The sequence below is a fragment of the Variovorax paradoxus genome (genome assembly GCF_009755665.1).
GTDB lineage: Bacteria > Pseudomonadota > Gammaproteobacteria > Burkholderiales > Burkholderiaceae_C > Variovorax > Variovorax paradoxus_G.
The window spans coordinates 5,485,948-5,509,810 of the sequence record NZ_CP046622.1; the positions used below are offsets into that span (position 1 = coordinate 5,485,948).

Annotated in this window: 27 protein-coding genes; 11 read left to right on the forward strand and 16 right to left on the reverse strand. The window is 66.3% G+C overall.

The genetic code is table 11. The annotated features are described in order from the left end of the window. Nucleotides 1-930 carry a LysR substrate-binding domain-containing protein gene (locus GOQ09_RS25605; protein WP_157616442.1) on the reverse strand — a complete coding sequence of 310 codons (930 nt, stop codon included), beginning with the start codon at nt 928-930 and terminating at the stop codon, nt 1-3. Between the two features lie 113 nt (nt 931-1,043). Between GOQ09_RS25605 and GOQ09_RS25610 the strand changes: the two genes are divergently transcribed. The 3 genes from GOQ09_RS25610 to GOQ09_RS25620 all read left to right on the forward strand — a co-directional run bounded on the left by GOQ09_RS25610 (nt 1,044) and on the right by GOQ09_RS25620 (nt 3,285). Then, nucleotides 1,044-2,009 (forward strand): tripartite tricarboxylate transporter substrate binding protein BugE, encoded by a 966-nt coding sequence (locus GOQ09_RS25610; RefSeq protein WP_157616443.1) that lies wholly within the window; start codon nt 1,044-1,046, stop codon nt 2,007-2,009. A 104-nt stretch (nt 2,010-2,113) separates the two neighbouring features. Continuing rightward, nucleotides 2,114-2,992: an N-formylglutamate amidohydrolase gene (locus tag GOQ09_RS25615; protein WP_157616444.1), complete on the forward strand. Its 879-nt coding sequence runs from the start codon at nt 2,114-2,116 to the stop codon at nt 2,990-2,992. 110 nt (nt 2,993-3,102) lie between these two features. Next, nucleotides 3,103-3,285: a hypothetical protein gene (locus GOQ09_RS25620; RefSeq protein WP_157616445.1), complete on the forward strand. Its 183-nt coding sequence runs from the start codon at nt 3,103-3,105 to the stop codon at nt 3,283-3,285. 27 nt (nt 3,286-3,312) lie between these two features. Here the strand turns inward: GOQ09_RS25620 and GOQ09_RS25625 are convergent, their stop codons facing one another. Next, complete coding sequence (locus GOQ09_RS25625) at nt 3,313-4,206, reverse strand: gamma-glutamyl-gamma-aminobutyrate hydrolase family protein (protein WP_157616446.1); 894 nt, start codon at nt 4,204-4,206, stop codon at nt 3,313-3,315. Between the two features lie 128 nt (nt 4,207-4,334). Here GOQ09_RS25625 and GOQ09_RS25630 point away from each other — a divergent pair, with 128 nt between their 5' ends. The 7 genes from GOQ09_RS25630 (at nt 4,335) to GOQ09_RS25655 (ending at nt 9,492) form a co-directional block, all read left to right on the forward strand. Continuing rightward, complete coding sequence (locus GOQ09_RS25630; protein WP_157616447.1) at nt 4,335-5,390, forward strand: sugar phosphate isomerase/epimerase family protein; 1,056 nt, start codon at nt 4,335-4,337, stop codon at nt 5,388-5,390. A 377-nt stretch (nt 5,391-5,767) separates the two neighbouring features. Continuing rightward, nucleotides 5,768-6,034, forward strand: coding sequence for a hypothetical protein (locus GOQ09_RS25635; protein WP_157616852.1), 267 nt, complete (start codon nt 5,768-5,770; stop codon nt 6,032-6,034). 58 nt (nt 6,035-6,092) lie between these two features. Beyond that, on the forward strand, nt 6,093-6,365 hold the full coding sequence (gene infA, locus GOQ09_RS25640) for a translation initiation factor IF-1 (protein WP_015867950.1): 273 nt from the start codon (nt 6,093-6,095) through the stop codon (nt 6,363-6,365). Nucleotides 6,366-6,447: 82 nt separating this feature from the next. Then, complete coding sequence (gene dbpA, locus GOQ09_RS25645) at nt 6,448-7,890, forward strand: ATP-dependent RNA helicase DbpA (RefSeq protein ID WP_157616448.1); 1,443 nt, start codon at nt 6,448-6,450, stop codon at nt 7,888-7,890. A 100-nt stretch (nt 7,891-7,990) separates the two neighbouring features. Then, nucleotides 7,991-8,161: a hypothetical protein gene (locus GOQ09_RS26165; protein ID WP_165442121.1), complete on the forward strand. Its 171-nt coding sequence runs from the start codon at nt 7,991-7,993 to the stop codon at nt 8,159-8,161. A gap of 104 nt (nt 8,162-8,265) precedes the next feature. Next, entirely contained in the window at nt 8,266-8,586 is a 321-nt protein-coding gene (locus GOQ09_RS25650) for a hypothetical protein (protein WP_157616449.1), read from the forward strand. 18 nt (nt 8,587-8,604) lie between these two features. Beyond that, the gene (locus GOQ09_RS25655) at nt 8,605-9,492 is read left to right on the forward strand and encodes an EamA family transporter (RefSeq protein WP_157616450.1); all 888 of its coding nucleotides are present in this window, start codon (nt 8,605-8,607) and stop codon (nt 9,490-9,492) included. On the opposite strand, the gene GOQ09_RS25660 is transcribed toward GOQ09_RS25655, so the two are convergent. The 14 genes from GOQ09_RS25660 to GOQ09_RS25725 form a co-directional block, all read right to left on the reverse strand. Further along, a complete protein-coding gene (locus GOQ09_RS25660) occupies nt 9,489-10,421 on the reverse strand; it encodes a fatty acid desaturase family protein (RefSeq protein WP_157616451.1) in 933 nt (310 codons plus the stop codon). The two genes, GOQ09_RS25655 and GOQ09_RS25660, sit on opposite strands and share 4 nt — an antisense overlap. 72 nt (nt 10,422-10,493) lie before the next feature. Continuing rightward, nucleotides 10,494-11,162: a GntR family transcriptional regulator gene (locus tag GOQ09_RS25665; protein WP_157616452.1), complete on the reverse strand. Its 669-nt coding sequence runs from the start codon at nt 11,160-11,162 to the stop codon at nt 10,494-10,496. Nucleotides 11,163-11,191: 29 nt separating this feature from the next. Then, nucleotides 11,192-12,487, reverse strand: a complete 1,296-nt coding sequence (locus GOQ09_RS25670) for an NAD(P)/FAD-dependent oxidoreductase (protein ID WP_157616453.1) — start codon at nt 12,485-12,487, stop codon at nt 11,192-11,194. Then, the gene (locus tag GOQ09_RS25675; protein ID WP_157616454.1) at nt 12,484-12,732 is read right to left on the reverse strand and encodes a (2Fe-2S)-binding protein; all 249 of its coding nucleotides are present in this window, start codon (nt 12,730-12,732) and stop codon (nt 12,484-12,486) included. Before GOQ09_RS25675 ends, GOQ09_RS25670 begins: the two co-directional genes overlap by 4 nt. Continuing rightward, entirely contained in the window at nt 12,729-13,838 is a 1,110-nt protein-coding gene (locus GOQ09_RS25680) for an NAD(P)/FAD-dependent oxidoreductase (RefSeq protein WP_157616455.1), read from the reverse strand. The genes GOQ09_RS25675 and GOQ09_RS25680 overlap by 4 nt, the downstream gene beginning before the upstream one ends. Before the next feature lie 113 nt (nt 13,839-13,951). Next, the gene (locus tag GOQ09_RS25685; RefSeq protein ID WP_157616456.1) at nt 13,952-14,887 is read right to left on the reverse strand and encodes a 4-hydroxyproline epimerase; all 936 of its coding nucleotides are present in this window, start codon (nt 14,885-14,887) and stop codon (nt 13,952-13,954) included. 13 nt (nt 14,888-14,900) lie between these two features. Beyond that, nucleotides 14,901-16,043: a branched-chain amino acid ABC transporter substrate-binding protein gene (locus GOQ09_RS25690; protein ID WP_157616457.1), complete on the reverse strand. Its 1,143-nt coding sequence runs from the start codon at nt 16,041-16,043 to the stop codon at nt 14,901-14,903. 39 nt (nt 16,044-16,082) lie between these two features. After that, complete coding sequence (locus GOQ09_RS25695; RefSeq protein WP_157616458.1) at nt 16,083-16,997, reverse strand: dihydrodipicolinate synthase family protein; 915 nt, start codon at nt 16,995-16,997, stop codon at nt 16,083-16,085. Nucleotides 16,998-17,132: 135 nt separating this feature from the next. Beyond that, nucleotides 17,133-18,476 carry a type II toxin-antitoxin system HipA family toxin gene (locus GOQ09_RS25700; RefSeq protein WP_157616459.1) on the reverse strand — a complete coding sequence of 448 codons (1,344 nt, stop codon included), beginning with the start codon at nt 18,474-18,476 and terminating at the stop codon, nt 17,133-17,135. Then, nucleotides 18,476-18,973: a helix-turn-helix domain-containing protein gene (locus tag GOQ09_RS25705; RefSeq protein ID WP_157616460.1), complete on the reverse strand. Its 498-nt coding sequence runs from the start codon at nt 18,971-18,973 to the stop codon at nt 18,476-18,478. Before GOQ09_RS25705 ends, GOQ09_RS25700 begins: the two co-directional genes overlap by 1 nt. A gap of 120 nt (nt 18,974-19,093) precedes the next feature. Then, a complete protein-coding gene (locus GOQ09_RS25710) occupies nt 19,094-20,074 on the reverse strand; it encodes a tripartite tricarboxylate transporter substrate-binding protein (protein ID WP_431769291.1) in 981 nt (326 codons plus the stop codon). Nucleotides 20,075-20,113: 39 nt separating this feature from the next. Continuing rightward, on the reverse strand, nt 20,114-21,319 hold the full coding sequence (locus tag GOQ09_RS25715) for a M20 aminoacylase family protein (RefSeq protein ID WP_157616462.1): 1,206 nt from the start codon (nt 21,317-21,319) through the stop codon (nt 20,114-20,116). Nucleotides 21,320-21,432: 113 nt separating this feature from the next. After that, a complete protein-coding gene (locus GOQ09_RS25720) occupies nt 21,433-22,296 on the reverse strand; it encodes a pirin family protein (protein WP_157616463.1) in 864 nt (287 codons plus the stop codon). Between the two features lie 34 nt (nt 22,297-22,330). Continuing rightward, nucleotides 22,331-22,723 (reverse strand): DoxX family protein, encoded by a 393-nt coding sequence (locus GOQ09_RS25725; RefSeq protein ID WP_157616464.1) that lies wholly within the window; start codon nt 22,721-22,723, stop codon nt 22,331-22,333. Between the two features lie 85 nt (nt 22,724-22,808). Between GOQ09_RS25725 and GOQ09_RS25730 the strand changes: the two genes are divergently transcribed. Then, nucleotides 22,809-23,732 carry a LysR family transcriptional regulator gene (locus GOQ09_RS25730; protein ID WP_157616465.1) on the forward strand — a complete coding sequence of 308 codons (924 nt, stop codon included), beginning with the start codon at nt 22,809-22,811 and terminating at the stop codon, nt 23,730-23,732. Nucleotides 23,733-23,863 lie beyond the last annotated feature (131 nt).

Here is a 23,863-nt window from a genome sequence, read left to right on the forward strand (position 1 = left end):
TCAGGAAAGGGCGGGCGTTTCCGGCGTCGGCGCGTTGCGATCGACCTCCGCCAGCAGCCAGCGGCGGAAATGGTCGAGCGTGGCCAGCTGGCCCCGGCCCTCGGGGTAGCAGAACCAGTAGCCCTCGTTGCCGCGGTAGCCGCCGCCCGGCAGCGGCTCGTCCACCAGCCCGGACGCGATTTCGTCCTGCACCAGGCAGCGCGGCACCAGCGCCACGCCCATGCCCACCATCACCGCGCGGATCATGGTCTGGAACTGGTCGAACTGCGGGCCGGCCAGCGGATCGAGCCCGCGCACGCCGTGCGCCTCGCTCCATTGCAGCCATGACTGCGGCACCGTGACGTGGCGCAGCAACGTGCAGCGCGCCACGTCTTGCGGCGTGCGAATGGCCACCTCGGCCAAGCCCGCGCGCGGCGCAATCAGCGCCACGTCCTGCCCCGCCAGGTAGTGCGAACGAGCCCCGGGCCAGTGGCCGTCGCCGAAGAGGATGGCGCAGTCGAGTTCGGGCCGCTCGAAGTCGTAGCCGTGCGTGTAGGGCACGAAATGCAGGGTGATCTGGGGATGGTGCCGCTGGAAGTCGGGCAGGCGCGGAATGAGCCACTTGGCGCCGAAAGTGGGCAGCGTGGACAGGTGCAGCGCGCCGCCGCCGTCGCCGCTGGTAATGAGCTCCAGCGTGGCCCCCTCCAGCTGCGCGAGCACGGCACGCACCGACTTCTCGTAGCGCTCGCCCGCGGGTGTGAGCGCCAACCGCTTGCGGCTGCGCTCGAACAGCGGCACGCCGATCCAGCGTTCCAGCTCCTGCACCTGCTTGCTGACCGCGCCCTGCGTCAGGTGCAGCGCCTCGGCGGCGCGCGACACGCCGCCGAAGCGCACCACGGTGGAAAAGGCGCGCAGCAGGTTCAGCGGTGGATTGAGGCGGCGGAGCGACATGGCTGGAAGCCCATTAAAACATTCCAGATCAGAATGTTAGCTGGTCTATCCTTTGCTTCAGGTAGAGCAGCAACTTTTGCTTCATTACTCCCTGTCTGATTGGAATAGACCCCATGCAACGTCGTCATCTTCTTTCCGCCCTGGCCGCTGTTTCTGTCGCTCCAGGAATATCCTTTGCCCAACAAGGCAAGCCGATCCGCATGATCGTGCCCTTCCCGCCCGGCGGCGCCACCGACATCACGGCGCGCGTGCTCTCGGAGCCGCTGGCCAAGATCCTGCAGCAGCCCGTCGTCATCGACAACCGCGCCGGAGCCGGCGGCTCCATCGGCATGGCCGAGGTGGCGCGCTCGGCGCCGGACGGCCTTGCCTTCGGCGTGGCCACGCTCTCCACCCACGGCGTGAACCCGGCCGTGTACCAGAAGCTGCCTTACGACCCGATCAAGGGCTTCGTCGCGGTGACCGAGCTGGTGAAGGCGCCGGGCGTCGTGGTCATCAACCCGCAGGTGCTGCCGGTGAAGAGCTTCGCCGAACTGGTGAAGTACCTGAAGGCGAACCCGGGCAAGGTGTCGTACGCCTCGCCGGGCAACGGCACCATCGGCCACATGTGGGGCGAGCTCTTCAAGAGCAGCACCGGAACCTCGATGGTGCACATCCCCTATCGCGGTGCGGGCCCGGCCATCAACGATGTGCTCGCGGGCGAAGTGCCGGTGTACTTCGACCAGGTGGCCTCCTCGCTGCCGCACGTGAAGGCGGGCAAACTGAAGGCGCTGGCGGTGTCCTGGAGCAGCCGGCTCGACGTGCTGCCGGAGGTGCCGACGTACCGCGAACTCGGCTATGCGGCCAACAACGACCCCTCGTGGTTCGGGCTGGTGGCGCCCGCCGGCACGCCCGCCGACATTGCGCTGCGCATGCAGCAGGCCGTGGCCACCGCGCTGAAGGACGCCTCGGTGCGCGAGCGGCTGGCGCTGCAGGGGCTCTATGCGTCGGGCACCACCCCGGCCGAGTTCGCGAAGCAGATCGACAGCGAGATCGAGAAGATGAAGAAGGTCGCGGCTTTCGCTCGCATCCGATTGGACTGACCCGAAATATATGAACCCCCACGCTCATCACTTCGTGTATTCGCTGCCCCCCGAGGGGGCGCAGGCCTGCCTTGGGGCGGCCCGGCGGGAGGCCTGAGTTGCCTATGCATCCTGTCCTGAAACTGATCCAAACCCGCGCCCAGGTGACCAGCGTTGCCGGGCAAACGCCGCTGGTGCTCGATTCGCCGCACAGCGGCACTGTGTACCCTGAGGACTTCCGGCCCGTGTGCGACCTGGCCACGCTGCGCCGGGCCGAGGACACGCACGTCGAGAAGCTCTACGCCTTTGCGCCCGCCATGGGCGCGGCGTGGATCGAGGCGCACTTTCCACGCAGCTACCTGGACGCCAACCGCGACACCACCGAGCTGGACACCACCCTGCTCGACGGCCCCTGGACCGAGCCGCTTTCGGACGACCCGCGCGTGCTTTCCAAGGTGCGGCTCGGCAAAGGCCTGGTCTGGAAGCTCACGGACGAAGGCCTGCCGATCTACGACCGGCTGCTGAGCGTGGACGAGGTGCGCGGGCGCATCGACAACTGCTGGCGGCCGTACCACGCCGCGGTGGCCCAGGCCATCGACGACGCGCATGCGCGGCACGGCTACAGCATTCACATCAACTGCCACTCGATGCCGGCCATCGCGGGCAGCCATGCCACCGATTTTCCGGGGCTTGCGCATGCGGACTTCGTGATCGGCGACCGCGACGGCAGCACGGCCGACCCGGCGCTCTCGCACAAGATCTGCGAGCACCTTCGCGAGCGGGGCTACAGCGTGGACTACAACCACCCTTACAAAGGCGTGGAACTGGTTCGCCGGCATGGCCGGCCGGCGGAAAACCGGCACAGCATCCAGGTCGAGATCAACCGCAAGCTCTACATGGACGAGGCCACGCTGGCGCTCGACGAAGCGGGAGCGGCGCGGCTGCAGGAGCACCTGAAGTCGCTGGTCGAGATGCTGCTGGCGACCGATCCGCGCAAGGCTTGAACACCTCTGCGCCCGGCACCTGTGTGCATTCCGTGCAGGGTGCGTGTTGTTACAGCGACCTGACGAGCCCCACGCCTATAGTGGGCCAAGTCAAACATCCTGGAGATTCTGTGAAGCCATTCATTGCAGCTGTTCTTGCCATTGCGATGGGCGCCCTGGTAGCGGGTTGCGCCGGCACGGGGTCAGCTGGCAGCAGTGACCGCACCGCGTCGCCTTCGGGCAGCGGCGTCACGGTGTTCGGCACCATCGATGCCGGCGTCAGCGGCAGCACCAACCGTTCCGAACGGCGCTAGCCAGCCTCTTCGTCGGTCGGCTTTCGGTCAGCGCCTTAGCAGCGCCTGGCGCAGCACCCGCGCCGCACGGTCGCGGATGCGGCCGGGCCCCGCATTCGGCGTGGTGGTGGTGCGGGGCGCCACCTTTGCGGTGGCGCAGGCCCACAGGAAGTCATGCAGGATGGGCGTGTCGTCGACCGTCTCGGTGCTGCCGTACTTGTGGAACTCGGGGTGCCACTGTGTGGCCGCGATGTAGCTGCGGCCGCGCTCGGGCCGCCGCCGAATGGCCTCAGGTACGCGGTCGGGCAGGCTCCAGGCCTCGATCTCGAAACCCGGCGCAAGGTCTTTTACCCCCTGATGGTGAATGCTGTTGACCTTGGCGGTCTTCACCTCGGGGTAGAGCTTGGCGAGACGCGTGCCCTCCACGATCTCGATCTGGTGGAAGTTCTGGTCGTAGGTCACCGGGTCGCGGTGCCGGATGGTTTCGGGGTGCTCGTGCTGCGCCTCGATGTCCTGGTACAGCGTGCCGCCGAAGGCCACGTTGATCAGCTGCAGCCCGCGGCACACGCCGAAGATCGGCTTGCCGGCCTGCTCGAAGGCTTCGACCAGCGCCAGGTCGTACAGGTCGCGGATGCGGTCGCCCACCCATGCATCCTTGAGCGGCACCTCGCCGTAGCTGCCGGGCCACACGTCGGCGCCGCCGTGCATCACCACGCCATCGAGCCATTCGGCGTAGTGCGAGAGCTTGGTGTCACCGCGCGCCGTTTCGCCCGTGGGGCAAGGCACCATCACCACCATGGCGCCGGCTGACATGAGCCAGTGCGCGATCGACTGCTCGACGTACTGCAGCGTCTTGTTGGTGAACAGCGAGCGCGCTGGGTCCGCGTGGGAAAAGCAGGCGGACAGGCCGATCTTCAGCCGGGCGGAAACGGGTTGTGGCATCGCGATGCTGGCAGCGGGTGCAGTGCGAAAAGGAAAGTCCATTTTGGCGCTTTGGCCTCTCGCACGGGGTCGGACGACACGCCAAGTATGCTTTCAACGCCGCCACGACCAAGAAGGAAGACAAAGCCATGAAGACGATCAAGGGCCCGGCCATTTTTCTGGCCCAGTTCGCGGGAGACGAAGCCCCGTTCAACTCGCTCGATGCCATTGCCGGCTGGGCCGCCGGCCTGGGCTACAAGGGCGTTCAGATCCCGAGCTGGGACGCGCGCCTGTTCGACCTGAAAAAAGCCGCCGAGAGCAAGACCTACTGCGACGAGGTCAAGGGCACGCTCGCCGCGCACGGCATCGAGATCACCGAGCTTTCGACCCACCTGCAAGGCCAGCTGGTTGCGGTGCATCCGGCCTATGACGCGGGCTTCGACGGCTTTGCGGCGCCCGAGGTGCGCGGCGACCCGGTGCGGCGCCAGCAGTGGGCGGTGGAGCAGCTGCACTTCGCGGCCAAGGCCTCGGCCAACCTGGGCCTCACGGCGCACGCCACCTTCTCGGGTGCGCTGGCCTGGCCTTACCTCTACTCGTGGCCGCCGCGTCCGCCGGGACTCATCGAGGAGGCCTTCGACGAACTCGCGCGCCGCTGGCGGCCGATCCTCGACGCGTTCGACGCGGCGGGCGTGGACGTGGGGTACGAAATCCACCCGGGCGAAGACCTGCACGACGGCGTGAGCTACGAGATGTTTTTGGAGCGCGTGAACAACCATCCGCGCGCGTGCCTGCTGTACGACCCGAGCCACTTCATGCTGCAGCAGCTCGATTACCTGGCCTACATCGACCACTATCACGAGCGCATCAAGATCTTTCACGTGAAGGATGCCGAATTCAACCCGACCGGCAAGCAGGGCGTGTACGGCGGCTTCCAGAGCTGGATCAACCGCGCAGGCCGCTTCCGCTCGCTGGGCGACGGGCAGGTCGACTTCGGCGCCATCTTCTCGAAGATGGCGCAGTACGACTTTCCGGGCTGGGCCGTGCTCGAATGGGAATGCTGCATCAAGCATCCGGAAGACGGCGCGAGGGAGGGCGCGGCTTTCATTGCCGACCACATCATCCGCGTGGCCGAGCGCGCATTCGACGACTTTGCGGCCGGCGGCGTCGACGTGGCGGCGAATAAGCGGATGCTCGGCATCGGTTGATGCTACTTTTTTGATAGCGTTCGATGCGCGAGCGGCGGGGGCGGGCAGCTAATTCATGCAATCGTTGTTTTTAAGACAAGCAACTGTCATGCCCCGCAGGCTATAATGTCGGGTTCGTTTCGATACCACGACGAAGCACTTTTCGTCACTCCGCCGGCTGACCTGCACCGTCCCTTGGATTTTTCAGGCCTTTTTCTTTCAAGCCGGCTTCACAGTGTGTTGGAGCGCCAGACCGGGCGCCCATGATTGCCACCACTGCCTTCGTTCTTGTTGAAGCGAATAGCGCGTCCGCCGCGCCGTTCTGGCCGGCCCACGCCCGTTTTCAATCAATTTTTCGGCATTTTGCGCATACTTTCCGCGCAGGGTGCCAAGGCTTCATGGACATCATTCAACACAGTATCGCGGTGGGCAAGTACCTTGTTTCTCCGCTCATTCGCCACCAGGACGACGGCAAGTACGCCGCTTCCGTCTCGATCCGCTCCGGCCGGGGCAGCGGCATGCACGACCGCGTGATGCGTTTCACGCCGCGCTTCGCCAGCCACGCCGCCGCAGTGCGCTACGCGCTGGACCAAGGCCTTTGCTGGGTGCGCGAAAGCAGCAGCCCACGCAGCGTTGCCCCGCTCGCGCTTTCGTGCGCAGGCTGAAACAATTACGCCCATCTTCATATCCAACACACATCGAACGAGTCAGAGGTAATCACACATGCCCAAGGAAGAACTGATCGAAATGAACGGCGCAGTGACCGAAGTCCTGCCCGACTCGCGCTACCGCGTAACGCTCGACAACGGCCATCAGCTGATCGCCTACAGCGGCGGCAAGATGCGCAAGCACCACATCCGCATCCTGGCGGGTGACAAGGTGTCGCTCGAGCTCTCGCCCTACGACCTGACCAAGGGCCGTATCACCTTCCGCCACCTGGAGCGCCGCGGCCCGCCGCCGACGAACTCCGGCAACAACAACGCACCTCGCCGCTGATCCGCGACGGACGAAGGGCCTTGCGGCACCCTGCGAAGGGTGCCGGCAAGGCCTTTGTTTTTCCGGGTCCGGCTGCCGAACGATGACCACGACCAATTCCACAGCCGGCGGCTCCCCAGCCCAGGCGCAGGCCGACCACGGCTTTGCCACGCTGGCGCTCTCGCCCCAGATGCTGGCCAACCTCACGCAGCTCGGCTACACGCAGATGACGGCCATCCAGGCGGCCGCGCTACCGCCCGCGCTGCTCGGCAAGGACCTGATCGCACAGGCTAAAACGGGCAGCGGCAAGACCGCCGCCTTTGCGCTGGCGCTGCTTTCCAACCTGAACCCGCGCCGCTTCGCCATCCAGGCGATGGTGCTTTGCCCCACGCGCGAGTTGGCCGATCAGGTCACGACCGAAATCCGCCGCCTGGCGCGCGCCGAAGAAAACATCAAGGTGGTCACGCTTTGCGGCGGCGTTGCGCTGCGCGGGCAAATTGCCAGCCTGGAGCACGGCGCCCACATCGTGGTGGGCACGCCGGGCCGCATCATGGACCACCTGGAGCGAGAGAACCTGAACCTCGAGGCGCTCAACACGCTGGTGCTCGACGAAGCCGATCGCATGCTCGACATGGGCTTTTTCGACGACATCGTGAAGGTGGCCCGCCAATGCCCCAAGGAGCGCCAGACGCTGCTGTTCTCGGCCACCTACCCGGAAGGCATCGCCAAGCTCGCGCAGCAGTTCATGAAGAGCCCCGAGCAGATCACGGTGCAGGCGCAGCATGAAGGCAGCAAGATCCGCCAGCGCTGGTACCAGGTGAAGGAAAGCGAACGGCTGCATGCCGTGAGCCTGCTGCTCGACCATTTCCGCCCCGTGAGCACACTGGCCTTCTGCAACACCAAGCAGCAGTGCCGCGACTTGGTCGAGGTGCTGCAGGCCCAGGGCTTCAGCGCGTTGGCGCTGTTCGGCGAACTGGAGCAGCGCGAGCGCGACCAGGTGCTGGTGCAGTTTGCCAACCGCAGCTGCTCGGTGCTGGTGGCCACCGACGTGGCCGCGCGCGGGCTGGACATTGCCCAGCTCGAAGCGGTGATCAACGTCGACGTGACGCCCGATTCCGAAATTCACATCCACCGCGTCGGCCGCACAGGCCGCGTGGGCCAGCAGGGCGGCGCCGAGGGCCTTGCGCTCAACCTCGCCAGCATGGACGAGATGGGCAGCGTCGGCAAGATCGAGCAGCTGCAGGGCCGCGAATCCGAATGGCACGACCTGGCCGAGCTCACGCCCGGCAAGGGCGAGCCGATGCGCCCGCCAATGGCCACGCTGCAGATCGTGGGCGGCCGAAAAGAAAAGATCCGAGCCGGAGACGTGCTGGGCGCGCTCACCGGCGACTGCGGCTACACCAAGGAGCAGGTCGGCAAGATCAACGTCAACGAGTTCTCGACCTACGTGGCCGTGGAGCGCGGCATTGCGGCCGAAGCGGCGCGCAAGCTCTCGAGCGGCCGCGTGAAGGGCAAGAGCGTGAAAGTGCGCCTGCTGGAACTCTGAAAGAAACCCTGTCATGCCCGTTGCTTCGGCTTCTGGCAGGCAAAATCCCCGCTGTGGCCTAATTGAGCCTCGAACATCACTTTTTTTACCCGAGCTTTTCATGCCCAAGAAAATTCGTACCGAAGCCGACCGCGTTGCCACCCCGAAGCCGACGCCCCTGCCCGGCTACGCCGTGCCCAGGTCCGGTGGCGGCCAAAAGGTCAGCCTGGAACGCGGCACCGCCACGCGCAGCAAGAAGAACCCAGGCAAGCGCGCCAAGAAGGGCGGCTGATCCATCAGCCCCCGCCGGCTCGCAAGGGCCACGACGAACGCGCCCCCGGGCGCGTTTTGTCATTGGGGCAGCCCCTATCGCCCTAAGCACTGGATCCACTCGCGATGTCCGACGACAACCAGATCTTCATTCCGCCCTCGTTCTTCGCGGTGTACAGCGATGCGCGCCAGCGCCTGCTGGAGCCCATCGGGGTGGTGCGCGAGCGCTACGAGATCTGCGAAGACCTGGCCAACCATCTGGTGGGCCACGCGCAGATCCAGCACCACACCGAGGTGCCGGTCGAAAGCGAGATCCTCCGGCGCATCCACGCCGGGCTGGCCGCGCCCGAATCCGGCGTGTCGCCTGCCGAGGCCGGCTGGATCGTGCAGCGGCTGGCCGAACTGCTGGGCTGGGCCGGGCCGGAGCCTGAACAGGCCGGCAGCTAGCGCGCCGCATCTAACCGAATGACCAGCCGAACCGCCGACGTCCTCCTCACCGCGACCGCGCCCGCCATCTGGGGCAGCACCTACATCGTCACCACCGAACTCCTGCCGGCCAACTACCCGCTGACGGTGGCGCTGCTGCGCGCCTTGCCCGCGGGGCTGCTGCTGCTCCTCATCGTCCGCCGGCTGCCCGAGCGCGCCTGGTGGGGCCGCATCTTCGTGCTGGGGGCGCTGAACTTCTCGATCCTCTGGGCGATGCTGTTCGTCGCGGCGTATCGCCTGCCCGGCGGGGTGGCGGCAACTATCACGTCGGTACAGCCGCTCTTCGTGGTGTTTCTTGCGAGCTTCTTCCTCGGGTCGGCCGTGCGCGCACTTTCAGTGGCGGCGGCGATTGTCGGCATCGGCGGGGTGGCGCTGCTGGTGCTCACGCCGAATGCCGCGCTGGATGCGCTCGGCATCGGCGCAGCCTTTGCCGCCGCGGTGTCGATGGCCTTCGGCACGGTGCTGAGCCGGCGCTGGCAGCCGCCGGTGTCGGCGTTGACCTTCACGGCCTGGCAGCTGACCGCGGGCGGCCTGCTCCTGCTGCCGGTGGCGCTGTGGCTGGAGCCGCCGCTGCCGGCGCTCAGCACGGCAAACTGGATCGGCTTTGCCTGGCTCGGCCTGGTGGGTGCCGCGCTGACCTACATCGTCTGGTTCCGCGGTGTGGCCCGGCTGGAATCGTCGGCGGTCGCGCCGCTGACTTTCCTGAGCCCAGTCACGGCCGTGATCCTGGGCTGGGCGCTGCTGGGGCAGAGCCTGTCGGTGTGGCAGACCGTGGGCATCGTCGTCGTGATCGCGAGCATCTGGCTCAGCCAGCATGCGCAGCGCGGCGCGTCGCCGGCGTCGCTGGCAAGCCCCGCAACGCGCTAGGCCGTCTGGGCCGAGGCTGCGCGCTTCAACAGGCTCAGGTAGCCGGGCTGCACTTCCATGCGCGCGGTAGCGCCGCGTCGCTGCAGCAACCGGTGCGCCTTCGGCAGGCTCCAGCAGGGCAGGCCGGTGAACATGTGATGTTCGCAGTGATAGTTGACCCAATAGGGCGCCACCAGTGCGCGTTCGAGCCAGCCGGCATGCGTGGTGCGCGCCTGGCGCAGCGGGTCGGCCTCGTTCTGCGCCACCAGCGCATGCTCGGCGATGTTGCGCACGCGGCTCACGAGCGGCAGCCAGGTGGCCATGGGCAGCAACCACATCAGCAGCCAGGCCCACCAGAAGCCCGCCATTGCAAATGCCAAAAAGCCGAGACCGTTGCCCACTAGAAAGCGTCGGTCCTTCGCGAGTTCACGCCCCAAGGCCTTGAGCGCCGATTCACCCGGTGCGCGATTCCGGATGCCTTCGGCGACATGGCCGAAGCGCTGTTTGTAGAAGGTCTGCCCGCTCAGGTCGCGCACGACCTTGCGCCACATCGAGGCACGCGTGATGGGGAAGGGCGCCGACAGCACGAGGTCCGGGTCTTCGGTCTGCTGCACGAAGCGGTGGTGCTGCAGGTGATACGGCCGGTAGTCGCGCAGCGTGGACGAACACAGCCAGTAAGCCACCCAGTCGTTGACCTTGCGGTTGCGGTGCAATCCCGCGTGCGCCGCGTCGTGCATGAGGATGAAGAGCCCCAGCTGCCGCGCACCGACGATCGGCACCATGAACGGCACGGTCCAGGGCCACACGATGCCCACGAGCATCGCGGCGCCGACGACGCCCCAGCAGTGCGCAACCAGCCACAGGCCCTTCCATGACGAACGGCTGGTGAGCGACTGCCACTCTTCGGTGGTGAAGAAGTTTTCGGGTTGGGCGCGGGGTGCGACGGCCATCGGGCCAGTATGCGCCGCAGGCCGCGGCAGATCACGCGTAGTTCCCCGGTATTGGCCGAGCGGCCCTTCGGCCTACTTGTCGATGATTTTCCGGGCGAAAAGCTCGAGGTAGTCCATGAGCCGGTTGGCGCCTGCAACGGCCGCGGCCTCGTTGCCGGTGGCAATGCCCTGCGCCAGCTCCAGGTGCGCATTGGCGCCTTCGACGATCTCGCCTTCATGCTGGTAGGCGTACCAGAAGCGCCGGCACTGCACGATGAGCGGGATCACCGCCTTCACCGCCGAATCGTTGTGGCTCGCCTGGTGATTGACGAGGTCGAGCGCGCGGTCGGCCTGCATGTAGTCGTTCAGGTCGCCGCGATGGGCGGCCTCGACCATCACCTCGGCGCAGCGCACGATCTCCTTGCGCTGCAACGCGGTGGCGCGGCGCGCCGAGCAGGCCGCAATCAGCAGTTCGAGCACCCGCCGGGTCTGGATCACGTCGAGGTGGTCAGCCAGGTCGATGGTCGACACCAGCAGGCCGCGGCGCGGCTGCTGCACGATGAGGCCGATCGACACCATGCGCATCAGCGCCTCTCGCACCGGCGTGCGGCCAAGGCCGGTGCGCTCGGCCAGGTCGGCTTCGACCACCTGGCTGCCGGGCTCCAGCTGCATGGTGGAAAGCAGCGTCTCGATCGCGTCGTAGGCGAGGTCGGCGGCCCGTCGCTTGGGCTGGGGGCGGGAGACGGTCTTCGGTTGGGCCATGGTTTTTTTCTTCTGAAGCTGCTTCGGTTTCATTGTCGGTCCACATCGTTTCCGTGGACCGCAAGGCCGGCCAGGGTTGCAATGCGCGCCGGCGAGAGTGGCGGCCGCGGCGAAGGCGGCGTCCAGCCGAAGAGGAACTGCGCCGCATCGCCGCACACGCGGCCCTGGCAAGCGCCCATGCCGCAGCGGCGATGCAGCTTGGCGTCGGTCCAGCCGCTGCAGCCTGCAAGCGCCGAGAAGGGCACGTCTTCGCAACGGCACACCAGGGTGTCGGGCTGCGGCATCTGGCGGATGTCGGGGGCCAGTGCAAAGCTTCGATGCAACTGTGCGGCAAAGGCATTCCAGCGGGCACGTTCGTGTTCATGCTGCCTTGCCGCGCGTTCGTTGCCGACTGCCGCGTAGCCGGCAATGGTGCCCTGCGCAAGCGCGCGTTCGCTGCCGCCGAAGCCGGTGCACTCGCCGGCCGCATAGACACCGGGCAGGCTGGTGCGCTGCAAGGCATCGACCGCCAGCGGCGGCGCACCTGTGTCTGCAGGGGCAAGGGCGCAGCCGAGCATCTGGCCGAGTTGCGTATTCGGCGTGAGGCCAAAGCCGCACGCCACGCGATCGCAGTCGATCTGCACCTCGCGCCCGCCCTGGCGGAGCAGAACCGATTCGACCTGCCCACGGCCCTGAACGGCGACGATGCGCGACGAGGTGCGGTACCGCGTATCGCCCAGCGTCAACGCTTGAACTGCCTTGCCCGGCCAGCGCAGCAGCTTGACGGCAAAACCCGCCGCCGCCGCGAGCGAAGCCTGCTCGGCGATGCGCACGACCTTCGCGCCCGCGGCGCGCGCTGTGGCTGCGGCTGCAAGCAGCAAAGGCCCGCTGCCCGCAACGACGATGCGCTCGCCCTCGACGGGCAAGCCCGCCTTGATGAGTGCCTGCAAACCGCCCGCGCCAGTGACGCCGGGCAGTGTCCAGCCCGGAAAAGGCAGCAGCAGCTCACGCGCCCCGGTGCAGAGAATCAGCTTCTTCCACTGCATGCGCCAGCCGCGCACGGCATCTTCGAGCAGCAGTTCGCCGTGTGCAGGCGCAGCGATCACGCGCGTGCCGCTGCATACGCGGATGTTGGCGTGGCGCTCCAGTGCCTCGCGCCACTTGCGTGCAGCGGGCGGCAGTGCGGCGCCGGGACCGTCGCGCCAGATCTGGCCGCCGGGCGCGGGGTTGTCGTCTATGACGACGATGGATGCGCCGCTGGGCGCCGCCGCCACCGCCGCGGCCATGCCCGCGGGGCCCGCGCCGACAATCAACAGATCGCAATGCTCCAGCGCCAAGATGGTCATGCCGTGGTCTCCACCTGCATGCCTTCGGCGCAGACCGTCTGGCAAGCCAGCATGCGGCGCCCGTCGACCCGTACACGGCATTCCTGGCACACGCCCATGCCGCAGAACGGCGCGCGCGGCTGGCCCGAGATGGAGGTGCGTGCCACGCCCATGCTGTCTGCAACGCGCAATGCCGCGGCCACCGAAGTGCCCGCTTTCACGCGGACCAGGCGGCCATCGATGTGCAGCGAGGTCTGGCCGCTCATGCGCATTTCTCCGCGGCAAGGCTGCGCGGTGCATAGGGCGCCGCATCGAATTCAGGCTCGGTGCCGTTCATCAGCGCCGCGAGCAGATATGCGCTGCCGGGCGCGGTGGTCACGCCCAGGCCTTCGTGGCCGACCGCGAGCCAGAGCTTTTCGCGCCACGGGTGCTTGCCCAGCAGGGGCAGCCCGTCGGGCGTGGCAGCGCGCATGCCGGTCCAGGAGCGCACGGCAGTGAGGTCCGCAAGGCCGGGCAGGTACTCAAGCGTTCGTTGCAGCATGCGCGCGAGCATCGGCGCCTCGACGGCCGAGTCGGTGGTGTCGAACTGGCGCGAGGAACCGATCAGCAGTTGCCCCGTCGGCCGCGGCTGCACGTTGAAGGCGACCGAATCGCCATCGCTGTGGTGCGCGCTGGTCACGTAGCCGAGCTCGACGAGCTGGTGATGCACGGTGCCCGGATAGCGGTCGGTAATCAGCAGGTGGCCCTTCTTGGGGCGGATCGGCAGTTCGGGGCACAGGGCGGTGGCCTCGATGCCGTTGGCGAGCACGATCTGCGAGGCAGTGCGGCGGCTGCCGTCAGCCAGCTGGAGCGTGCCGTCTTCTTCGATGGCATCGACTCTCTCATGTTCGACACGGACCGAATCGCCGCCCTGCGCAAGCAGCCAGCGCGCTGCATTGGGCGCATACAGAATACCGTCGCCGGGCACTTCCAGTGCGCCTGCAAGGCCGTTGCGAAGCGCTGGTTCTGCGCGCGCCAGTGCGACCCCATCGAGCAGGCGGCTTTCGATGCCGTGCGCCCGCAGCCGCTGCTGCTTGCGTTCGGCCTCGTCCATTTCTTCTTCGTTCGCGGCAATCCACAGGGTGCCGCAGGCGCTGTACGCGCAGTCTTCGCTCATGCGCGGCGCCAGGGCGCGCCAGTGCGCGGTCGAATGGCTGCTCAGTGCGAGTTCGGCCGGGTTGTCGTCCATCACCACCAGGTGCCCCATGCCGGCGCCGGTGGCCCCGCCGATGCGCGCGTCGAGCACCAACACGCTGCGGCCTGCTTGTGCCAGCGCATTCGCGCAAGCGGCACCGACGATGCCGGCACCTATGACGATGACATCGGCGTGCACGGCCTATTGCACTTCGCGGAACACCGCGGAACCGGCTTTGCCGGGCCGCCGGTGTTGCCCCCGGTAGGGGGTTGGCGTAGCGACACGAAGTGCGCGAAGACCGGGGGCGAGCTTCATGTCCGGATGCCCCACCCGAAAGGATCGTTGTCGTCGATCAGCAGCGTGGCTTCGGCGCTGATGTGTGCCCGGCCCCGCAGGGTTGGAATGACCTTGCCGTCTTCCACCGTGTAGCTGGCTTCGAAGCGGCTGCCAATCACGCTGGCTTGCGTCCACACCTCGCCCGGCGCAAGCTTGCCGTCGGCCGCAAGGCAGGCGATCTTGGCGCTGGTGCCGGTGCCGCATGGCGAGCGGTCGTAGGCGTTGCCGGGGCAAAGCACGAAATTGCGGCTGTCCGCGCCACCGTCGTCATCGGCAAAGAGTTCGATGTGATCGATCTCCGCGCCTTCCGCCCCAGTGATGCCCTGCGCAGCGAGCGCTTTGCGAAGCGCCTCGGTGTAGCCGGTCAGCGCCGCAAGGTTGTCACTGGCCACGCGCTGGCCGTGATCGCTCACCAGGAAGAACCAGTTGCCGCCCCATGCCACATCGCCGCGCACGGTGCCATGCCCCGGCAGCTCGACGGCCACCTGGTGCAGATGCCGGTAGGCGGGCACGTTGCGCACACTCACCGAACCATCGGCATGCAGCGTGGTCGTGACGGTGCCCACGGGCGTTTCGATGCGGTGCTCGCCCACGCCGATGCGCCCCATGTGCGCGAGGCTTGCCACCAGCCCGATGGTGCCGTGGCCGCACATGCCGAGGTAGCCGGTGTTGTTGAAGAAGATCACGCCGGCCGCTGCATCCTCGGACACGGGTTCGCACAGCAGCGCACCCACCACCACGTCGCTGCCGCGCGGCTCCAGCACGGTGGCGGCGCGCCACTTGTCGTGCCGCTCGGCCAGCAGCGCGCGGCGCTCGGCCATGCTGCCGCCACCCAGGTCGGGGAACCCGCCAACGACCAGCCGCGTGGGCTCGCCGCCCGTGTGCGAATCGACGATCTGGATGCGCTGCATGTCTTCCTTCGGATCAGTAGCTGGCCAGGGGAACGGGCGCTGCGTTCTTGAAGGTGTACACCGTGATCGGCGCCTGCTTCATGTTGCCCTGCTCGTCGTATGCGTAGGTTGCGGCCACGCCCTTGTAGGTGGTCTTGTAGAGCTCGGCGCCCACCTTGTCGGGGTCGATGGAGTTGGCCTTCTGCATCGATTCGCCGATGAACATCACCTGGTCGTAGTACGAGGCCGCGTAAGCGTCCGCGTCGACGTTGAAGCGCTTCTTGAACTTGGCCTTGAACGCCGGGCCGCTCTGCGCCTTTTCAAGGATGGAGCCGCCCTGCGCGCAGAACACCAGATCGTTGACCGCGTCACCGCCGAGCTTGCCGGTCGCCGGGCTGCACACCGTGTCGCCGCCCAGCAGCTTGCCGGGCACGGCAAGCTGCTTCATCTGGCGCGCCATGGGTGCGGCCTGCGGCGCATAGCCGCCGAAGAAAATGGCTTCGGGCGCCTTGGACTTCATGTTGGTGAGGATGGCGGTGAAGTCCACGGCCTTGTCGGTGGTGAACTCCTGGCCGACGATGGTGAGGCCCTGCTTCTTCGCCTCCTTGGTGAACTCTTCCGCAAGGCCCTGGCCGAACGCGGTGCGGTCGTCGATCACGCCCACCTTGGTGACCTTGAGCACCTTGGCCGCGTACACGGCCATGCTGGAACCGATCTGGTTGTCGCTCGCGATGATGCGGTACAGGTTCTTGTAGCCGCCCTGCGTGACCTTCGGGTTCGTGCCCACAGTGGAAACCATGGTGCCGCCGCTAGCGTAGATGCGCGAAGCCGGAATGGCCACCCCCGAGCAGTACGGCCCCATGACGTACTTGACGCCGTCGTCCACGAACTTCTGCGCAACGCTCACGCCGGTCTTGGCGTCGCACTGGTCGTCTTCGGACACCAGCTCGAACTTCAGCGTCTTGCCGCCGGCGGTGATCTTCTTCGCGTTGAGTTCCTCGATGGCAAGGCGCACGCCGTTTTCGTTGTCCTTGCCCGCGAATGCATTCGGACCGGAGAGAGGGCCGCTGTGGCCGATCTTGACGACCTGCTCTTGCGCACCGGCGTGGCCTGCGATGGTGAGGGCGGCCAAGCCCACGAGGCCGATGAACGGAACCATGCCTACTTTTGTCTTCATGCTTCTTCCTAGGTTGGGGAACAACGAAAAGAGCGGTTATTACATAACCGACTGGTACTGCACAGGCCGCGTTGCCAGCGCCTTCTTCACAATTGCCTCAACGGCCGCGCGCTCCTCGCCGATAAGCGGCAGCCGCGGGCGGCGCATGTGCTCGCTGCCCACGCCCACCAGTGCGTCGACCAGCTTCAGGTTCTGCACCAGCTTGGTCGACACATCCAGGTGCAGCATCGGCGTCATCCACTGGTAGAGCTTCAGGGCTTCGGCAAACTTGCCGGCCTTCATCAGGTCGTACAGCGCCACCGTCTCGCGCGGGAATGCGCAGCCAACGCCTGCCAGCAGGCCGTCGCAGCCCAGCGCCAACCCTTCATATGCCAGGTCGTCCACCCCCAGGAACAGCTGGTAGCGGTCGCCCACCGTGTTGCGCAGGTCCGTGATGCGGCGGATGTTGTCCGTGCTTTCCTTGATGGCCGCAATCCATTCGCAGTCCGCCAGCTCCACCATGTGCTCGGGCTTCAGGTCCACCCGGTAGGCCACCGGGTTGTTGTAGACCATGATGGGTTTTTGCGCCGCGTTGGCGATGGTGCGCACATTCAGCATTGCCTCGCGCGCATCGGCCACGTAGATCACCGAGGGCATCACCATGAAGCCCGCCACGCCCAGCTTGTTGGCTCCGTCCACATAGCGCAGCGCTTCGCGCGTGCTGGTTTCGGACACATTCGCCAGCACCGGAATGCGGCCGTCCGTGGCTTCGAGCGCGATCTTGGCGACCTGCAGCTTTTCTTCGAGCGTTAGCGTGCTCGCTTCACCTAGCGAACCGCAGGTGACCAGGCCGTGGATGCCGTTGCGGATCTGGAAGTCGATGTGGCGCGCAGTGCCCTCGGCATCGATGCTTTCGTCGGCGTGGAACTTGGTGGTGATGGCGGGAAAGATGCCTTGCCAGCGGGGATTGGTCACGGATGGTGCTCCTGAGGTGTGCGGTGGAAATCAGGTGCACTTTAAATATATTAACAATATATCGTCAAGACATTTCTGCTTTGCCGCGGCGATGGGCACAAGACCGGCTCGCTCAAGTCTTGCGTGGTCGGGGTCTTATTCGACGCGTGGCGCGCCGGCGTTGCCGATGTCGGCAAGCCCCGAGCGAAAGCGCTCAGCTTCGCTTCGCATGCTCCGCGAAATGGCTTCCCACGTCCGTGCGGGGAAGTCGGTCGGCAACAGGGCCTCTACTTCGTCCAAGGCCTCGTCCAGCGACTCCACCATGCCGAGCATGGCGTTCCACACCTCGATGCCGCCGTTCTTCATTGCCAATTGATGCCAATGGCGGGTCTGGATGGTGTGGAAAACGTAGTGCTTGTTTTTGGAACGGACCGCCATCGCCAGGCCCGCCTTGCGCGACTGGAACTGGTTGGGCCCGGTGCCGAAATAAGGCCACATCGAAATGATGTCGTAGAGCGGCGTCATGTCATAAACGTCGCCTTGGTACAGGCGGACCGAAAAGTTCTTGGCGTGGCCGTCTGTCGCCGCCAGAAGAAAAAAGGCCAGCTGGGTCAGGAGAAACCGGGTGCGGTCGTCGGCGCTCCGGCTTCCTTGCAGGAGTTGCAGGCAATTGGGCATGCCGGGGCCTTCATCTTGCTCGTACTTCCTGGTCGACGGCAGCCCCATGGCTTGGCAAAAGTCTTCTTGCGGCAGGCGCGCGATCCATGTGCCGCCCTCCATCCACTCGCGATCGAAGCGCTCCACCACCAAGACCGTCTGGCCCTCGAAGGTCGCAATGGATGTAGGCGCCACAGGCAGGCCGAGCGCCTCGACGATCTGCGCGCAGAGCCATTCGTTCTGCACCGAGTCGGATGCGTCCACGCGCCGGGAGCCGCCGATGAGCCCAAGCGGCAGCTTGATGATGTGCGTGGTGGGCGTGGCGCCATGCGGGCGGCACCATGCGCCGTTCCAGCGGGTCAGGGCGGTCTTCTCCTGGGCGCCGGCAAGAGAGATGCGAAACAGGTCTTCGTCGCGCATGCTTTCGGGCGTGGCGTCGGACGGAACGGTGCGCAGCAGCTCGGCGACCTCGTTGTCGCCAAGAGGCTCGCAGTTCACGGCCCTCCAGCCCTCAGGCTCGGCTCCTTCGGGCAGCAACTGCACAGCGCCGACGCAGTCGCGCCCAATGGCTTCGAGCAGGTCGAAGGTGTCGATGTCCTTGAGCTTGAAGCGACGGCCCAGACGCACCCGGACTGCGATGTTGTCCGGCAGCAGGTTGTCGAAGTAGTTCCTGACCACGTCGCCGCGGACTTCGAGCGTGCTGTTGATCGGAATCGACAGCGAGAGCGATCGCTGCCGCGGCGAATCGAGCCACCGCGGGTGATAGCGGAAAGTGTGGGAATCCCGATCGACAAGCCAGGTGCCGACCAGTTCGCCGTTCATCCACGCGTTCAGCGCCTGCATTACCAGGAGCCCGTCTTTGGCCGGATGACGAAGCTGCGGCGCGAGTTCGGCTTTACGTTCCTGCCCGGGTTCAGGGCTTGGAGCTGCCGTAGCAATGTGCCCGGTGCGGTCGATTGGGGCGCCGGAGCGCCAGTCTCCCCGGGAGACAGCGTGACCAGCACGGAGCCATCACTCATCTGCCGGGTCGTCCACGGCCCCGCCGGAAGGTTCACGGCTGCGTCCTGGAGCGGCTCATATGTTGTCGAGGGCTCCTCCCTCGCGTACAGGACGCCGCCCGAAGGCGTGTCTTCCCGCAGAAAGAAGGTCGCGCCCAAGGTCGACAGGAGCTTTGCCAGCTGTTCGAGGCTGACAGCTCCGGGATTCGCTTCGATTTCCGCGATGCGTGCCTGGCTGACACCGACGAGTGCACCGGCTTGCGCCTGTGTCAGGCCACGTTTTTTCCGTAGGGCCTTCAGGTGAGGCCGCAGTTGGTCGACGAAGCGAAGGGGATAGTCCATCTTGCAAGCAAGATATCGGCCCTGACCTATTTTGTCAATATACAAGAGCTGGCTTGTTTCTTCCGAATATAGGTCATAGCCTATACCAGGTAAAAACGAGACAAAGCTTGTAACGTCCGCCTAGTCGATCTTGGCGCCCGATGCTTTCACCACCGCGCCCATCGCATCCCAATCCGCCCGCAGCAGCTTCTGAAACTCCTCGGCGCTCTGCGTGCGGGGCTCCACGCCCAGCCGCTTGAAGCGCTCCTGGATCATCGGATCGGCCAGAACCTTGTTGGTGGCCGCGTTGAGGCGCTCGACCTCGGCCTTGGGTGTGCCGGCAGGCGCGAGCAGGCCGATCCATGAATCGAATGCGTAGCCCGGCAGGCCGCTCTCCGCCACGGTTGGCAGGCTGGGCAGGAAGGGGCTGCGCGCCTTGCCGGTCGACGCGAGCAGCTTCATGCGCGGGTCCGACTGAAAACCCATCACGCCGATGCTCGAGGAAATGACCGCCTGCACCCGACCCGCGAGCACTTCGTTCACCGCCTCGCCCGTGGATTTGGTCGGAATGTGAGTCATCTCCAGCCCTGCCTTGGCGAGGAACGACGCCATTGCAAGGTGCGTGGCACTGCCGTTGCCCGCCGAGGCGTAGTTGTACTTGCCCGGGTTGGCCTTCACCTCCTTGATGAAGTCGGCCGTGTTCGACACGTTGAGCCCGCTCGCCACCGCCAGCACATAGCCCGCGTTGCCGATGTTGGCCACGCCCACGAAGTCCTTCAGCGGGTCGTACGAGAGCTTGCTGTACAAAAAGCCGGCGATGTTATGGCTCGCGGCGGCGAGCACCAGCGTGTTGCCGTCCGGCGGCGCCTTGGCCACTGCCGCCGCGCCCACTGTGCCGCCCGCGCCCGCACGGTTCTCGACGATTGCGCTGGCATTGAGCGCCGTGCCGAGCTCAGCATTGAAGGCGCGCGCCACGGTGTCTTGCACCGCACCGGTGCCGAAGGGCACGACGATGTGGATCACTCGCTGCTGCTGCTGCGCATGGACGGGCACGAGGGCGCCGAGCGTCGCGGCGGCTGCAAGGGCAGCCAGCGAACGCCGGGTGAACAGGGTCGGGGTCATCTGAGTGGCCGCTTTCATCATCTTTGGCAGTAAAAAATTTCAGGCGCCCGACGGCAGCCAGCGCTGTACCAGCTTCACGAAGTAGCTGGCGCCGATCGGAATGATCTCGTCGTTGAAGTCGAACGAGGTGTTGTGGATGATGCAAGGGCCGGGCCCGTGGCCGTCGAGCCGGTGGTCGCCATCGCCATTGCCCAGGAAGGCGTAGCAGCCGGGCCGCGCAAGCAGCATGTGCGCGAAGTCTTCGGCGCCCATTACGGCTGGAAAGTTGTCGGTGACCATGTCGTCGCCCACCACCTCGCGCATCACGCTGGCGGCAAAGCGCGCCTCGGCCGCATGGTTGACCACCGGCGGCGAGGAGCGGTTGAAGAAAACCTCGGCCGTGCAGCCGTGCGCCGCGGCCACACCCGCCGCCACCTCGCGCAGCCGCGCCTCGATTTTGTCGATGGCTTCGATCGAGAAGGTGCGGATGGTGCCGCCGACCGTGGCCACGTCGGGAATCACGTTGGGCGCATCCGAACCCTGCAGCTGGGTGACTGCGAGCAGGGCACGTTCAGTGCTCGGAATGGTGCGCGGCACGATGGTCTGCAACTGCTGCGCGAGCGTGACCACCGCGGCCACCGGGTCGATGCCCGTGTGCGGCATCGAGGCGTGCGTGCCACGCCCACGCACGGTGATCTTGTAGGTATTGCTCGAGGCCATCAGTGCGCCTTCGTTGAGCGCGAAGCGGCCCACATCGCCCACCGGAAAGTTGTGCAGCGCAAAGACGGCGTCGCATGGAAAGCGGTCGAACAGGCCGTCCTGGATCATCTTCTTGGCGCCGGCCTTGCCCATCTCCTCGGCGGGCTGGAAGATGAAATGCACCGTGCCGTCGAAATCATCCGGCCCCTGCTGCGACAGGTGCCACGCCGCGGCCAGCAGCATGGTGGTGTGGCCGTCGTGGCCGCAGGCATGCATGCGGCCGGCGTGGGTGGACTTGTGGGCGAACTCGTTGGCCTCATGGAGCGGCAGCGCATCCATGTCGGCGCGCAGGCCGATGGTGCGCGAGCTGGTGCCCTTGCGCAGCACGCCCACAAGGCCCGTGCCGGCAAGGCCGCGGTGCACCTCGATGCCCCATTCGGCGAGCAGGCTCGCCACCTTTTCGGAGGTGCGATGCTCTTCGAAACCGAGTTCGGGGTGGGCGTGAATGTCGCGTCGGATGTCGACGAAGCGGGAGACGTTGGCGGCGAAGGAATCGACGAGGTTCATGAGGATGGGCGCTGCAGCGGAGTCGTTCGAAGCGAACGATTCTGGCGCAGCTCCCCATCGGGCGCACGCTGGTTTGCGCTACACAAGCACAACCAGCGGGCGCGCACACAGGCTCAGGCGAGCCAGCCTTCCTGCCGCAGCCGCGCTCCGATGCGCCGGATCTCGGCCTCGCCCAGGTCGAGCGCAGCCTTGCTGGTGTGCACCGAGTAATGGCCCATCACCAGTTCATGCGGATGCTTCACGGCCGAGCCCAACACAAAAGACGTGTTGCCGCGCGCCACAAAGTCGATGGCTGCGCCGGACTCTTCGAAAACCGCCAGCTCGCCCGTGCCGATGGGTTCGCCGCCGATGCCCGCGCCGAGCCGGCCTGCGCTCACCGCCACCCAGCCCACCGTGTGGCCTGCTGGCGGCGTGTAGCGCCAGTGCTCGCCGTCCTTCAGCTGAACGGCCAGATAGTTCATCGGCGCCGGTGCCGGAATGGGGCTTTGCGCCGCGCCGTAGCGGCCGAGCAGCACGCGCGCCGGGCCTACCGTCGGCACCTGCGAGGGCGCGAGATAGATGCTCTGGGCCGGCGCGTTTTCTTCCGCAGCCGGCAAAGCCACCCAGAGCTGGAAGCCTTGCACGCGCTTCGTGCCCGGCGCGGGCGCGCCGTCGTGCCACACGCCGTTGCCGGCGCGCATCCACTCGACACCGCCGGCCGGCAGCACACCTTTCTCGCCGGTCGTGTCTTCGTACAGCGTGTCGCCTTCGATCAGCCAGGTGAGCGTGGCAATGCCCGAGTGCGGATGCATGCCGAAGCCCCTGTGGCCGCCCGTGGTGTCGAAACCAAAGAGGTCCAGGAACACGAACGGCTTCAGAAATTCGCCCAGGTCGCCCGGGCTCATGAGCCGCGTGATCGGCCCGTGCTGCGAGCCGAACGTGCGGTAGACGATGGCGCGAGCCTCGGTGTTGGTGGCGTTGGCAACGGCGGTGGTCATGGAGGCTCCTTAACCGATGGAAGAAGAAAGTAGATCAGGCCGCCCTGGCCGCCGGAACGGGCCGCAGGCGCCAGGCGACGAAGGCCGAGAGCAGCCCAAGCACGATGGCCGGCACGGGGCTGCCCCCGATCAGCACGAGATGCGTGGCCGCGCCGAAGACCATGGTCACGGCCAGCAACAAGCCGCCCAGAAAGCCTGTTGCCGGCACCAGCAGCAGCACCGCGCCGCCGATCTCGACAAAGCCCGTCACATAGCGGAACCATTGCCCAAAACCGATGGCGTCGAACACCTGGACCATCTGCGGCACGCCGGCGAGCTTGGCGGTGCCCGCCGCGCCGAAGGTCAGTGCCAGAAGGATGCGAATGCCCCAGACGATGCGGCGCTGGACCCGAGAAGCGGGGCGGGAAGAAAGAGTTGAAGAAGTCATGGGCACAAGGTTAGGGTTGCACCCATTGATCGACTAGACGGCAGAATCGGATTGCACTCATCCACCAAAAGAAGGAATTGCCGCCATGCTCGATCTCAACGACATCGCGATGTTCGTGCAGGTGGTGCGCCACGGCAGCTTTGCCGGGGCGGCGCGCCGGCTGGGATTGCCTTCCAACACGGTGAGCCGGCGCATCCAGCAACTGGAGGCCCAGCTGGGCACGCGGCTGATGCAGCGCTCCACCCGCAAGCTCACCCTCACCAGCGCGGGCCAGGCTTTTCACGAACGCTGCGCCGGCGCTGTCGACGGGCTGGTCGAGGCCGGGCAAGAGCTGATTACCGGCAGCCGCGAGCCGAGCGGTTTGATCCGCGTTGCGGCAACGGCCGATTTCTTCGACTTTTTCCCCATGGAGTGGGTGGCCGACTTTCTGGCCGCGCATCCGCTGGTGCGCGTCGACTTCGTGCTCAGCGACGCGAAGGCCGACCTGATCGCCGAGCAGATCGACATTGCATTCCGCGGCGGCGAACTGCTCGATTCAGGCTATATCGCCCGCAAGCTCCTGAACGCCCGAACCGACGGCATGGTCGCCAGCCCCGCCTACATTGCCGCACGCGGCGCACCCGCCATCTTGCAAGACCTTGCGGCGAACCACGACTGCGTGACCTCGCCGCACCCCAGCGGCCGCGCCATCTGGCGCATGACGAGCCCTGACGGCGTACAGGAAGAGGTGCAGGTCGCGGGCCGCTTCAGCGGCAACACCGCCCAGGCGCTGCGCAAGGCCGCAATCGCCGGCCTGGGCGTTGCGCTGCTGCCGCCCACCATGGCCCGGATCGACCTTCAGGCGGGCCGGCTCGTGCCGGTGCTGCCGCAATACCAGCGCACGGGGCAGGGGCTGAGCGTGCTGTATCCGAGCCGCAAGCACTTGCCGCTGGCGGTGTCGGCGTTCATCGGGATGGTGATGGAGAAGCTGAGTGCGGAGGAGGCGTTGCCGGAGAAGCTGCGGAACTAGCGTCCGGTCTGGTAGAGGCAGAGCGCCAACTCAGGGTAGTTACGCGATGCCTTCGATCAATGCATGTCGTAAAAAGAGACATCTCGATACATGCGATTGAAGCCTTAGCGTTTTTTGGTGTACTGAACACC